General features: G+C 36.7%; 12 protein-coding genes. 8 read left to right on the top strand and 4 right to left on the bottom strand.

The genetic code is table 11. From position 1 onward, the window contains the following. Positions 1–33: 33 nt before the first annotated feature. The 8 genes from PR699_RS06345 to PR699_RS06310 all read left to right on the top strand — a co-directional run bounded on the left by PR699_RS06345 (position 34) and on the right by PR699_RS06310 (position 10249). Complete coding sequence (locus PR699_RS06345) at positions 34–2598, top strand: fimbria/pilus outer membrane usher protein (protein ID WP_036941329.1); 2565 nt, start codon at positions 34–36, stop codon at positions 2596–2598. A 14-nt stretch (positions 2599–2612) separates the two neighbouring features. Beyond that, complete coding sequence (locus tag PR699_RS06340) at positions 2613–3671, top strand: fimbrial protein (protein WP_014656578.1); 1059 nt, start codon at positions 2613–2615, stop codon at positions 3669–3671. 12 nt (positions 3672–3683) lie between these two features. Beyond that, on the top strand, positions 3684–4235 hold the full coding sequence (locus tag PR699_RS06335; protein WP_004922571.1) for a fimbrial protein: 552 nt from the start codon (positions 3684–3686) through the stop codon (positions 4233–4235). Position 4236: 1 nt separating this feature from the next. After that, entirely contained in the window at positions 4237–4779 is a 543-nt protein-coding gene (locus PR699_RS06330) for a fimbrial protein (RefSeq protein WP_004922566.1), read from the top strand. A 578-nt stretch (positions 4780–5357) separates the two neighbouring features. Continuing rightward, entirely contained in the window at positions 5358–5927 is a 570-nt protein-coding gene (locus PR699_RS06325; RefSeq protein WP_004922560.1) for a fimbrial protein, read from the top strand. A gap of 60 nt (positions 5928–5987) precedes the next feature. After that, entirely contained in the window at positions 5988–6668 is a 681-nt protein-coding gene (locus PR699_RS06320; protein WP_004922557.1) for a molecular chaperone, read from the top strand. Between the two features lie 27 nt (positions 6669–6695). Beyond that, positions 6696–9191 carry a fimbria/pilus outer membrane usher protein gene (locus tag PR699_RS06315; protein WP_036941326.1) on the top strand — a complete coding sequence of 832 codons (2496 nt, stop codon included), beginning with the start codon at positions 6696–6698 and terminating at the stop codon, positions 9189–9191. A 14-nt stretch (positions 9192–9205) separates the two neighbouring features. Continuing rightward, positions 9206–10249: a fimbrial protein gene (locus PR699_RS06310; RefSeq protein WP_014656575.1), complete on the top strand. Its 1044-nt coding sequence runs from the start codon at positions 9206–9208 to the stop codon at positions 10247–10249. A 140-nt stretch (positions 10250–10389) separates the two neighbouring features. Here PR699_RS06310 and PR699_RS06305 read toward each other — a convergent pair whose 3' ends face one another. The 4 genes from PR699_RS06305 to panC form a co-directional block, all read right to left on the bottom strand. Beyond that, positions 10390–11604: a hypothetical protein gene (locus PR699_RS06305; protein WP_014656574.1), complete on the bottom strand. Its 1215-nt coding sequence runs from the start codon at positions 11602–11604 to the stop codon at positions 10390–10392. A 58-nt stretch (positions 11605–11662) separates the two neighbouring features. Continuing rightward, positions 11663–12877, bottom strand: coding sequence for a hypothetical protein (locus PR699_RS06300; RefSeq protein ID WP_004922546.1), 1215 nt, complete (start codon positions 12875–12877; stop codon positions 11663–11665). Positions 12878–13121: 244 nt separating this feature from the next. Then, positions 13122–13502, bottom strand: coding sequence for an aspartate 1-decarboxylase (panD, locus tag PR699_RS06295; RefSeq protein ID WP_004922542.1), 381 nt, complete (start codon positions 13500–13502; stop codon positions 13122–13124). Positions 13503–13550: 48 nt separating this feature from the next. Further along, entirely contained in the window at positions 13551–14414 is an 864-nt protein-coding gene (gene panC, locus PR699_RS06290; protein ID WP_004922538.1) for a pantoate--beta-alanine ligase, read from the bottom strand. Positions 14415–14445: the final 31 nt, after the last annotated feature.

The following is a 14445-nucleotide window of genomic DNA, read 5'->3' as shown; positions in this document are numbered from 1 at the left end:
AAAAATTAAAGTCAGGTATGGAATTTTACTATTATGCTAATTTTTAATAAAGACGAGTACATACAAGAAAATTTAGTATCCATATTTGAACTCAGCAAGATTGCTCCTCATTCGCTCAGCAAAGCCATTGCAGGTTTAACTCTGTCAGTTGCTTGCCTTCCAATGGCGTTTGCTGGTGACTATTTTAGTCCTCACTCGTTAACGCCAGTTAATGGACAAAATATAGCCGAACTGCAAAGTTTAGAGCAATTTTCAACGCCTGGAGGACAGCAGGAGGGCGAATATCATGTAGATATTGTCTTAAATGGGCGAGGAGTAGGTTCTAAATCTTTGGTTTTTGTTAAGAGCAAAGAGGATCAAAAATTAATACCAGTACTCACTAAAGAGGAACTTGAAAATTGGGGGGTTAATGTTAAAACCCTTCCTACTTTTGCCAATTTAACTGAAACACAGCCAATTGAAGATATTTCAAAGTATATTCCAGATGCGTATACACGGCTTGAATTGACTAACCAGAAGCTGATTATTTCTATTCCTCAGATAGCGATGAATAAAACAGCGTCTGGAACAGTTGATCCTAGTTTATGGGATGATGGTGTACCCGCTCTGGTATTAAGTTATTTTTATCGGGGATCTAACACTTGGTATAAATCTTCTCATGCAGATACGTCATCCCACTATGTTAACTTACGCAGTGGGTTAAATGTTGGCCCTTGGCGTTTAAAAAATTATTCAACGTATTCTTATCAAAATAATCAAAGCCGTTGGCAAAATATTGAAACCTACCTTGAACGAGGCATTAACCCTCTTAAATCTCAATTAACAATTGGTGATACTTCAACGCCGAGTGAGGTCTTTGATGGTTTTCAATTCCGTGGTGCTAAACTCGCTTCAGATGAATCGATGATCCCCAGCTCTCTACGTGGTTTTGCACCGATCATCCGAGGAATTGCGCAAAGTAATGCCGAAATAACGATAAAACAAAATGACTATATTATTTATCAATCTTATGTTTCACCCGGCCCCTTTGAAATAAACGACCTCTATTCGACGGGAACGAGCGGAGATTTAACGGTGACGGTAAAAGAGGCCGATGGGAGTGAACGCTCATTTATCGTTCCTTTTTCTTCATTAGCCATTATGCAGCGTGAAGGTCAATTGAAATACGCAGTGACTGGCGGGAAATTTAAAAATAATAACAGTGGCAAAGAGCCTAATTTTGCGCAAGCAACGGTCATTTATGGTTTACCTAAAGGAATAACGGCGTATGGCGGTGGTCTATTTTCCAAAGATTACCAATCTTATGCTGCGGGTATTGGATTAAACCTAGGTTATGTTGGTGCTTTGTCTTCAGATGTGACCCAAGCAAAAACAAAATTTACTCAATTTGATAACCGACAAAAAACAGGTCAATCGTACCGTGTTCAATATACTAAAAATCTGTTAACTACAGGTACCACAGTCACCTTTGCAGGTTATCGTTATTCAACTGAGGGCTTTTATTCTTTCCCAGAAGCTAACGCTAATTATTTGCGAGACAGTTTTTATAGCAAAAAAAATCGTTATCAAGCGACGGTTAATCAGGATTTGGAGGCTTATGGCAACCTTTATGTTTCCGCTTATCAGCAAGATTTTTGGAATCAAAGTGGTCATGAGCGGACATTAAATGCGGGTTACAATAATAACTATAAAGGTTACCAATATACCTTGAATTATAGCTATTCTGATTTTTCAGGCTACGATAAGGCTGATCACCAATTTGTTCTCTCTTTTAGCATACCTCTTGGTGGCCTATCGATTAATAATAGTATGCTAAACCTCTCTATGAGTAGTAATAACAGAGGGGATAGTAATTATATGGCTGGATTGAGTGGATCCCTGTTGGATGATCATAATTTAAATTATTCAGTACAGCAGTCATACGGCAATCGAAATCAAAAAGCACAAGGTAATGCTTCATTATCTTATAAAAGTACGTATACCATCGCAAATGCTGGCTATAGCTATGACCAATTTTCACAACGCGCCAATTATGGCTTAAATGGTGCCATTGTTGTGCACTCTGATGGTGTGACATTATCTCAGCCAATCTATGACTCTTTTGCTATTGTGAAGGCACCGGGAGCAAAAGGGGTTAAAGTTAAAAATAAAACAGGAATAAGAACTGATTGGCGAGGTTATGCGATAGTTCCTTATCTCAGCGCCTATACACAGAATGAAGTGTTATTAGATACCACGTCATTACCAGAAAATGTTGATTTGCAAAAAAGCGCACTGACCCTAGTTCCGACAAGAGGTGCGGCAATGTTAGCGGAGTTTAAGACATATACAGGATATCGTGTTTTATTGACAGTGACGCACAATGGGAAAGCCGTTCCTTTTGGTTCAATAGGACAATTAGTTTCCGAACAAGATGGATTAAGCAGTGGTGGTATTGTTGGGGATAATGGTGATATTTATTTTAGTGGTATGCCAGAGCAAGGAAAGATCCATATTAAATGGGGAAATCAAACAGATGAACAGTGTATGGCCAATTACCAACTTAATGAACAAGAAAAGCAAATGCCAGTAGCATCTCTGCAAGCAATATGTGAATAAAGAACGGAGATAAAATGAAAAATACAGTATTAAAATTATCATCAATTGCATTTTTTCTCGGATTGCTATGTGGTTACCCAAATATAGCTATAAGTTCAGATATTTCTGCAAGGATCATTTTTCCTGATTCAGAATTAGTGTTTGATGATGCTGCGGGAGAGGTCGCATCGGGAACGATTATCGGGGAGGGATGGCAAATATATTCAGGAACAGTTTGTCAAAGCAACCTTAATAACCCGAAAGAACAAGGGAAGTTTACCGAAATGATATTTTATGATGCTAGGTACGCAACAGGCCTAACAGTTAATTTTGGAGGAAAAGCGTTCCCTGTTTATGCTGGAAATGTTAAAGGCGTTGGTTATGCTTGGGGAATTAGAGAGGATGGTGATCCTGAGTGGTATCCAATAAAAGATAGGTATGGAAGTGGCCTTTTTGGTTTAGAAAAACCTGATACTGAGGTTAGGATTGAAATTGCCTTTGCAAGAGTCAGAGTTGATGGTATCCCGCCAAAAGGTGATACAAAGATCTCTCGCGATGCTCGGGCATTTTTTACCTGTTATAAGGACGATGATCCCCAATATACTTATGATGGATTTATAGATAGTAGCTATACTCATTTAAAGTCGACAGCCTCTACTTGTAATATCAATACAAAAAGATTAAATATCGATTTAGGGGAGCATGATCTAAATAGGGTAAATAGGTTTGATGTTGGCTATAGGTTTGGTTTAGCAGAAGAAAGTATTGAGATGAGTTGTAATGCTGAGATGCGTGTTTATATGACATTAGGCGAATATGGAAGAGCCTCTAAAATAGGCAGTGATTTCATCGAGTTAACAGATAACTCGGACTCACCTGGCTATGGCGTGCAGGTTTTTCATAATGGCTCTCCGGCATTAAAAGTTGGTGGTGATAAAAACGTTGTTACCGATAATCATCAGCTTCTATTTCGTACGGAAGCAGGCAAAAAGAATTATACCGTTCCATTGCGTTTTGAATATGTTAAAACGGCCAAAAAGGTTAAAGCGAGTTCAGGGAATGCAGCATTAACACTAACGTTTGCTTATGACTAAAGGATTGATACCATGAGACAAGGTTACAATCTAATACGTTATTTTTTTCTCGTATTCCTTATCCCTATTCTGATTAATTCGGCCTCTGCAACAGTAATGGTCAATTATACAGGAAGCATTAAACATTCGACTTGTGGTATCAAAACACGGAATATCAGTGTTGATTTAGGAACTTGGCTAACTAATAGTCCTAGAGGTTTTGGCAGTGCAATAAATTCCCAGTCTGAATGGATTGAATTTACACTTGAGTTTGATTGCCCAGATAAAATGAGTGTATTAAATGGCCAATTTCAAGGTGTTTCAGAATCTAATGGCCGTTATTTATCGCTTGATAAAGGTGATGGATATTCAACGGGAGCTGCAATTGAATTACAAAGCTATGAAAATAGTCTCCACAATTGGGTCAACCGAGATATTAATACGCTATATAACTTTATGCAGAATGAAGCTATTAATAAGGGAAATACTGAATTAAAAGTGCGTGCTCGTTATGTTCAAACCAATAGTAAAATTACACAAGGTAAAGCAAACGCTTCGGTTACCTTTGTCGTACAGGCCAATTAATATGACCACTAAAAAAATACTGCGGATAGTATTGCTGAGTTATTTCGGGTTAACTATAAACCATGCTTACAGTTACGATGTGTTAGTCAACATCACAGGTGCTGTAAAAGCTTCAACTTGTGATTTAAGTTCGAACCAAACTAAAAATATTAATTTAGGGGATATTTATTTAAGCTCTACAGGTTTGGGAGGCAGCGTTGGTTCGACTAGCCCAAAGGCAGATTGGTCAATTAGCTTGAAATGTCCAAGTAATATTCCAGTGATATTTATACCTAAAGGTAACAGTTATTCTGGTCAATCTAGTGTCTTAGCGCTTGATGCGGTCGATGGCGTTGCAACGGGGGTTGGGATAGAAACAGAATATTCAATGGATAAAAATAATTGGAAAGCATTAACGCTCAATGTACGAAATGAAATTATTAATAGTGTAAAGAGTGAGGGTGACATTCATATTTTTATGCGGGGTTACTATAAACAAATAAATGAAAAAGTAACACCTGGTTTTGCAAATGCCTCCATGACTATCGATATTGTTTACCAATAAAGATAAGAAAAAAATTATTGAATAAAGCCAAGATAAATGAGTGAGATTTATCTTAGCCTTATTTTTTATTTAGAAAACCAAATTATTATAAAAGTTAAAATAATCAACAAGGAAACTATATTTTTACCCGCAATAAATGTAAAAAAGTACTACAGAGCAGATAAAGATGTTCAATATAGGTAAGTAAAAACAGTTATACATAACCGTATGATAATAAAGTAATTTTAGGTATATAATTTTAATTATTCATTTTTTGATGCAGATCAAAAAATAATATTCCTATATAACAATGAGTTGTGATGTGTGAGTTGTTTTTTTGTCACCTCTAAAATTTACGTTTTGAAAAACTTACACAAATCAAATACTACTTTAATGTTATATACTCTTTTTACATGTTACTCACCAGTCGGGTAACATGAATTTTTAACTATTTCTTATTTGTGTATATAAGTCTTTAATATGTTCTCGCATTAATTTTTAGAATAGCGATATTTACCTATATCTATACTATTTTATTAATTACGCGCTGAATAATTAACATTACTATTAATTACTACGTAGAGTGTAAAGGTATATCAATGAAAAAATTATCAACTCGAAATATTTTTATGGCTGTTATTGCTTCAGCATTTGCTTTTTCAGCAACAGCAGAAGAGCAAAGTGGAACGATTAAGTTTAAAGGACTTATTTATAATGCTACATGCACTATTAGCCTGAATGATACTAACTCACCAAATGCTGATGTAAAAATGGGACGTTTTGCTACTAGTGAGTTTACTGAAGAAGGTGATGAGGTTGGTGGTACTGGTGGTGATGGTAAATTAAAAATTAAATTAATTGACTGTCCTGATCAAGGTACTATCTCTATCAATTTAACGGGTCATGAAAACCGTTTTGATAAAACTATCTTAGAACTGGACAATAAAGGTAGTGCTGGCGTTGCAAAAAATGTGGGTATCCGTATTTACAATGAAGATGACCTATCCAAGCCATTAAAAATTAATGGTAGTAAAAGTGAAGAAATAAAAGTAAATGGTAACAGTGCTCAATGGACTGGAACTTTTATTGCTAAGTATGTAAGTACAGACGATGACGTAGAAGCAGGCCAAGCAGACGCAACATTAAATTATAAAATTACTTATAAATAATTTGATAACGCAGATTATCAATTATTAATCTGCGTTACTTTTTTTCTTGGAGGACATCCTATGTTTATGAAAAAAATAGTTCCTACACTGTTATTGTGTTTTCTTGCTAGTTCAACCAGCTATGCTGGCTTTGGTTTAGAAACAACGCGTGTTATTTATCACGAAAAAGAGAATAGCGAAGGTGTTGTTGCATTTAATACAGATAAAAATAGGAATTATTTACTTCAATCTTGGGTGGAAGATAAAAATGGAAAAATAACACAAGATTTTGCAGTAACACCTCCATTAATTAAGCTAAAATCTGAGCAAAAAAACACGATCCAACTGACTAAAATAGCATCATTACCGAGTGACCAAGAAGCATTATATTGGCTAAATGTAAAATTTGTGGCACCAAGTAGTGAGGATTTAGAAAACGTTTTACGTTATTCAATGACAAACAAAATAAAGCTAATTTATCGACCTACAGCATTATCCGATAAAAAGCTTGAAGATGTTGTCAATGAGTTAACTTGGTCTCGCTCTACCGCTGGAGTCAAGGTTGTTAACCCAACACCATTTTATATTAACATTGCAAAAATAAAAATTAATAACAGAGAAGTCGAAGCACCAAGCTATTTAGAACCACGCTCTGAAACAGTAATTAATGTTTCTAATTTAGGGGCTAGTTCCAATAAGGTTTCTCTAAACTATATCAATGATTATGGTAAAGGGTTAGATAGTCAATATCTTATAAAATAATAATCTAATAAAGTAGAGTAAAGGCCTATGAATCGTCTTTATCATAAAAAGTATCCATATTCACCTCTGTTTATGGCTATTGTATTCGCTTCATTGTCATTTGAAATGCGGGCTGCTGATTATTATCCACCTAGCTTGTTAAATATTGCAGGTACAGATACGCAATTGACTAATGAAGATCTGGATGTGTTTAGGGAAAATGATATAGCACCAGGGAAATATCATGTCAGGTTTTTCATTAATAATAATTTAATTCTTAATAAAGAAATTAGCTTTGTGATGATGCCTCGGGCAGATGGTGGAGAACAACTTACACCTTGTTTTAGTTTTGCGGATTGGGAAAGTTTTGGTATAGATTTTCATAAGACCTTAAAAGGTGATCAAGAATGCTTCAATATTAATGATATTGAGTATATGACACAGTCACTTGATTTAAATACTAAAGTGTATTCAATGACTGTTCCGCAATCAATGATTAATCAGCAGCGCATAAGAAAAGCTGAAGAAGCACAGTGGGATGATGGCATTCCTGCTGTATTTTTAAATTACTCTTTTTCAGCTTTTAACACCTATGAAGGCGGTAAAGTCGATGATAACTATTATGGTAATATTCAGACGAAAATTAACATAGGCTCATGGCGTTATCGTAATTATTCCACATGGGCCAACAATCGGCACGATAAGAATAAATGGAATAATATTAGCAACACCTTATCAAGAAACATTAATATAATAAAAAGTGAGCTAACACTAGGGGACTTATATACAAGCTCGCAATTATTTGATTCTTTTAAATTTAAAGGGGTTAAATTAGCATCAGATAGGCAAATGGAACCTTATAACTTAACGAGTTATGCGCCAAGCGTAAATGGTATCGCTAATTCTGAATCTATCGTGACTATTGTACAAAATGATCAAGTTATCTATAAGAAAAGTGTGCCTGCTGGGCCATTTGAAATTACAGATTACTATCCAATGAGTAATGGTGGCAATCTATATGTCACAGTAGAAGAAGCAAATGGTAATGAAGTTAACTTTATTGTTCCTTTCTCATCAATTGCTTTTTTAGAGCGAAAAGGCAGTATTAAATACAGTTTCTCTAGTGGTGAATATGATGGGAATAATAACGGTGATGGCCGTTATGTGAATGAAGCTGAAATCTATTATGGATTAACAGACTTTGTGACCGTTTTTGGTGGTGCACTCTACGCTAAAAAATACCAATCCTATGCAATCGGTACAGGGTTTAACTTAGGTGAGGTTGGCGCAATTACAACGGATGTTGTGCACTCTCGTACTGATGTTGATAATCAATCTACGTTGAGTGGTAATGCATTTAGAGTCAATTACTCAAAACATATTGAGACAACGAATACGAGCTTAGCTTTAGCGGGTTTCCGTCATTTTGATGCTGATTTTATGAATATAGATGACGCATTCTCTTATGAGGAAAAATACCGTGGCAGCTATGAAAAACTAAAAAATGAATACACCGTATCTCTTTCTCAACCAATACTCGATAGCTCAAGCTCGATTAACTTAAATAGTGTTGTTTATGAGTATTCAAGTGGTCATAAACAACAATCTTATAATGTTGGTTTTAACAGTAATATCGATAAGGTTCATTACAGTGTCTATTACACCTATTCAAAAGGTAGACAATTTGAAAATGATAACAGCCGTTCATACAATTTGAGTTTAAATGTCAGTATTCCGTTCGATGTGTTAAATAACACAATGAGTGTGAATTATGGCATATCAACGGATGACCAGCATCGTACTTCACAAACAGCACGTTTAAGTGGCAGCTATGGCGAATTATATCGTGGAACGTGGGATATTTATCAAGGCTACGGTAATAAAGGTATGGGCTATTCAGGGGGATTAAGTAGCTCTTATCGCTCCCCTTATGCAGTCGTTAATGCAGGGTACGCTTATAACGATAGCCATAAAAACTTTAATTACGGTATTAGTGGTGCATTTGTTGGCACTCAATACGGTGTGGTATTAGCACCTTCAATGCAAGATACAAGCGCATTGATTCTTACCAAAGGGACACAAGGTGTCGGTATTATTAATGGGCAGTCAGTTGAAACTAACGCTTACGGTTTAGCGATTGTTCCGGGGATGGCGCCATATCGTAAAAATACACTGGCGATTGATACAAAAACTATCCCACAAGATACCGAAATTGAAAATAACATTATTAATAATGTTATCCCAACAAAGGGCGCTTTGATACTGGCTGATTTCGACGCTAAAAAAGGCTACAAGTTATTATTTAAGTTACAGCATCCAACGAATAAAGAATTACCGGTAGGTGCAAAAGCTGTTACAGAAGATGAAGCGACTCATCTCGTTTCTAACTTTAATACCTTGTATTTAGTTGCAGATAAGCCTAAAGGACGCATTAAAGTTAATTGGAAAAATGAGGGTGCTAATGAATCCTGTGATGTGGATTACAACATCGAAAATACCATGCCAACAAATGGGCTTTATATCCTGAATTCAGAATGCCGCTGAAAGGAGTAAGAATAATGAGAAAACAGATTAATTGGGGCTATGCAGCAGCGTTCAGCGTGGTGTTAATGTTCTCTGGGATAAATAGCAGTATTGCGGCTCAGAATTGTGTTGAAGGAGGGGATGGTCAAAATCACTCTGCAATGCGCGCAATGGTGGACATTAAATTAAGTGGTGCGATCAAAAAGAACGACGAGATTGCTCGTTATACATTTGTGCGAGAGAGTGGACGAGGTGGTGTCGCGCAGTGTGGGCCTGACTCACAAGTCTATGCTTATGCAACATACGGTGAAGGCAGCGGCATTATAGCGAGATATTATGGCGAAATTGATGGGAAGCCCGCTTACCATGTGCATGCTGGTGGCCCCGTAAATATCGTCTATGTCTTAATTGAAAGTAAATCAGGATTGCCTTTTACAAATCGTCCAGGACAAGTGTTGCCTGTTCCTGAAGGTGCACTTATGCCTATAGATGCAACGGTTATTTTTTATGCCGGTAAAGATAACCCGACGGCAACATCCTTTGATAATTCGGTGATTGGGGCGATACTCATTAAACGGTTTGACCCAGGTGGTGGCTCGACAAAAGTTGGTTATACTTATCGACTAAAAGGAAAAGTGACAAGCGCGCCGACATCTTGTGAAGCTAAAAATACCGATTTGTCATTTACGTTACCTCGGGTACCGACCACGGCATTCCCATCCGTAGGGTTCCCGACAACGCCGTCATCTGTTGAGGAACATATTAATATCGTCTGTACGGGGAATGTTTCAGCGAAGATCAAGCTCATTGCAAACAATACAGCGAGTTATAATGGCAAAGATGCAGTGATTAAAATCGATAATGAAGGGCAAGGTAATAATGCCAGTGGTATTGGGTTTGTTGTAAAATCACCATTAAATAATGATAACGTATTAGTTAATCAGGAGTTTGTTAAATTAGCTGATTTAGAAAAAGGTGAAACGCGTGTCCCCCTGAAAGCGGAATATTACCGTTATGGTAATTCTGTCAAAGCAGGGAAAGCAGAAGCGACGGCACAATTTGTTTTGCAATTTAACTAAACGATAGCAAAAGGGGATGAGCAGATCATCCCCTACAATGATGAATAAACAAAATACCCCGCCTATCTATTGGCTATAATGTCATGATAAAAATCGGTTGCACGAAAATAATAAAGACTCGTTTTTCTTAAAGTGGTTATTTAAACGCTGACAGTACCATACATATCCTCTTCAAATACAATATTAATATTCCCCCTATTACCATACTCATCGATAATAAAAATTTGCAGAGGGTCGGCCACATGATAGGGGGCAGGGCAATAATATCCCCAATAATAGAGTTTCTTATCTCTAAGATACATTTGATGACAGACGATAGTGATGGCGTGTTTATCTAAGGTGGTTTTTGACCAAAGAGGACCGAGATTTCCTTCCAGCCGAGGCCAAATCGCATAAGTTGTATCGCCTACAAATCGGCCATCTTTTTCCTCAGTACAATAAAGAGATTGGCGGATATCTTTTATAATCCTATTTAGCCCTTTATTTAATATATTGGAATAGCCAATCTCTATATTATTAGGCTCTATAAACCAGCTATTAACATAAATTCCGCTATAATAAGGCCCTCCAACGATCTTTATTGCATGGGGCATCACGTGATTATGGTACCAATCTTTAATTTTAGGGATATGCTGTAAGCTATATACAGGAGATTTATACTTTAATTTATATTTATTATGTGTTGTAATTTTAAATGTTTTACGTCTTATGACCCCGTAATTATGCTCATAATTCCCCAGTATCGCCCCTTTACTGATATGAAATGAAATATTTTTTGAGATTTCCTGCCAATCGTTATCTGTTATAGTGATGTTTTCATTATTATCATAATCAATTTTTTTAATTCCTTGAATGATAACCCGCTTAGGCGCAATAAAAATAATTTCTCCTTTATGATTTAAAGTGCCATTTTGTGAGGTATTGAATAAACCTTCACCATCGATTCTCACCCCGACTGCAATTTCATGTCCGGGATTGATCTCTTTCAGTGAGAAGTAATATGAGGCACTGATCCTTTTTATGCTTTTTATGGCCTCTATAGATGCATTTTTTATGTGAGTAATCTCATTCTGTACGGCTTTACAATAGTCTCCCCGATGTTCAGAGATTATCCATTCATCACCGAGTAGTTGTTGATCTGAAAAGGAACAAAAATAGATACAGTCTCTAAATTCTTTTTCATTTTCAAAAAAAGCGTCATTATTTTCATCTAAGATTTCAGCAGTAACAATAACCTCAACTTGATTATATCCATTTGCATAAATAACCGAATGAATATTAGTCGGATTATCTTTAAAATGAATGCTAAGATGGTTGATTTGTTTGAATTTTTTAGCTGGGGGTGAGTTAAGCATTTTGGCTCCAAATATTTTAAGCTAAAAGATCAATAGTGCCACTTTTAACAAAACGGATTTAAACAGTAATTTCCCCATCAATATTATGGCGATACTCAATAGTCATGATGCCTTCATTGCCAAACTCATCAACAATTTCAACATGGCTTGCTAAGGATGTGTTTGATTGAGCACGGCATTCAGCACCGAGATAGAGAGGAATGTGATCCACTAAATTGATTTGATGGCAAACAAGGGTGATACTATTTTGATTATTATTTGAAAAGCGGGCAAGTTTAGGCATATCGTTGCTAAATTGTGGCCACACAGAAAACGTATTTTTTTTATTAAATTCACCATTTCTCATGCTTGTAAAATAGAGTGGCGGCTTTTTCTTGTGGGTTAGCTCTGTCCAACCTTCGTTAATTGCGTGAAAATAGCCGACTCTATCTCGAGTCTCAATAAACCAACTCGTTAAGTATGCACCGAGTGCCTGATCATCGGTGGCATAATTCATTGCATGGGGCATGGTCGTACCATAAAACCAATCTTTATAAGGAGCACTATAAGGCAATGTAGGAGAGACCCTTTTTTCGATAATGTTATATTTGTTGGCTGTAATAATAGATATTTTTTTATAGCGAATAATGGCTGCATAATTCCGATAAGAGCTGGAGTGCCGATTGCTACCATTGCGGAATAATGCATCGGTCATGATATATTTCCAACCTTTATCAATCACCATAACATTTCTATTATCTGTATAATCGATAGGGGATATCCTGCTTACTGAAATTCGGCTAGGTGATTTAAAGACAGAGCCTGAATTTAAAGTAGGCGTTCCATTCATTGAGGTGTCAAAATTGCCTATACCAGGAATATTAATTCCTACTGCGATTTCTAAGGCGGGGTTAACAATGTCGGATGAAATAAACTTGGATATTTGAAATGTCGAGCGGGTTATCGTTCGTAGGGTTGGTGGCTCCCGCCTTGATAGAGTTGTGTCATACTTAACTGCTTTACAAAATGGCCCTTTTTCATTCGAAATTTGCCAATTTTGATTTAAGGGTTTACCATCAAAAAATGAACACAGATAAGTGGCATCTTGCACTTCTCGTTCATTATTAAAATAAGGCTCTCCATCTTCACTAATAGCATCAACAGTAATCAATATTTCGATTTGATTTTTTTTATTTGCATAAATAAAGCCACTGGAAAACGAAGGCATATTTTGAAATTGGATCTTTAGAGTATATAACAGTCCAAAAGTCTTCTTGTTTCTATTATCATTCATAGCATCCCCTTTATGTGATGTTTTTTTCAATCTAATATAAATTGGGATGTTAAATAATTATCTTTTTTATTAGCTATGGTGATTTAAATGATATTTTCTAGAGGTATTACTGAGATTAATATAATAATTTTTAATGTTATAGAAAAAGATCAAATAACGAAATGAAAGCTGTATTTTCTTGCTTGGCTAAAAAAGGAAGCTAAGTAACCCCCAACAAGCTAACTGCCGTTGGGGGGATATAGCGTTAAGCGACTTGTACAGGAACTGCTTTGGCAACACGGCTCATAATATTGTCACCGTCAAAGTAAGCGACTTTGGGTTTATGGTGACGAGCATCTTCATCTTTGATATCAACGTATGAGCAGATAATCAATCTATCGCCAACAGCAGCACGACGTGCAGCGGCACCATTGACTGAAATAATTTTAGAACCTCTTTCACCTGCAATTGCATAAGTAGAAAAACGTTCTCCATTATCGACGTTGTAAATATCAATGGCTTCGTATTCGAGGATCCCTGCGGCATCCATAAAATCCTGATCAATAGCACAAGAGCCTTCGTAATGAAGGTCGGCTTGTGTGACCTTAACCCGATGTAATTTACCTTGTAACATTTTTCTAAACATAATTATTGTCTACCATTTTTAATCGTCATGCTGTGTTTGCTTGTTTTTTTAAGCTGAAACTGTGGGTAGGTCAACCTGTAAATTATCAATCAAACGGGTTTGCCCTAACCAAGCTGCCATTAAGATGACCGCTTTTTGACTTATATTGCTCAATGGAGCAAGGGTTTCGGCATCACGAATAAATAGCTCATCAGGGGTAAAACCTGCTTGGCGAAGCGAATCATCGATTTCTTGGATAATCGCTTCAACGTTGTCAGGGGCTGCAATTAGCTTCTCTGCCGCCTGTTGCATAATGCTATATAGTTGTGGTGCTATTTTGAGTTCACTTGCTGATAGATTGTTATTTCTTGAACTCAATGCAAGCCCATTTTTCGCTCTGACGGTAGGCACAGAGACAATTTGTATATCAAAAGAAAGGTCACTCACCATTTTGCGAATTAGCTGTAATTGCTGGAAATCTTTTTCACCAAAAAACGCTAAATCAGGTTGGACTAAATTAAACAGTTTGGTAACGACTGTTGATACACCGCGAAAATGCCCAGGGCGACTCGCACCTTCAAGTATTGATGACAATTCAGGCACTTCAACAAAGGTTTGTTGCGCCATTCCTTCAGGGTAAACATCTTTCACAGAAGGGGCAAAAACGAGATTGATATCGCGACGTTTCAGCTTTTCACAATCCTCTTGCAAGGTTCGAGGGTAATTGGCTAAATCGGATTGGCGATCAAACTGCATAGGGTTAACGAAAATGCTGACAATTACAATATCAGCTTGTTGTTTCGCTTCATCAATTAAAGCTAAATGTCCATCATGCAGGTTGCCCATGGTTGGTACAAGAGCGATACGTTTACCTTCTAGCTTCCAGCGGCGGATCTCACGGCGAAGAATGGGAGATGTTTCGACGATAAGCATAGGTGAATTCCTTATTATTGAGCCGTAATAA

This window comes from Providencia sp. PROV268 (assembly GCF_028477805.1).
GTDB classification, from domain to species: domain Bacteria; phylum Pseudomonadota; class Gammaproteobacteria; order Enterobacterales; family Enterobacteriaceae; genus Providencia; species Providencia stuartii.
The sequence above is the reverse complement of the archived record's forward strand: the minus strand, read 5'-3'. Positions and strand labels throughout refer to the sequence as shown.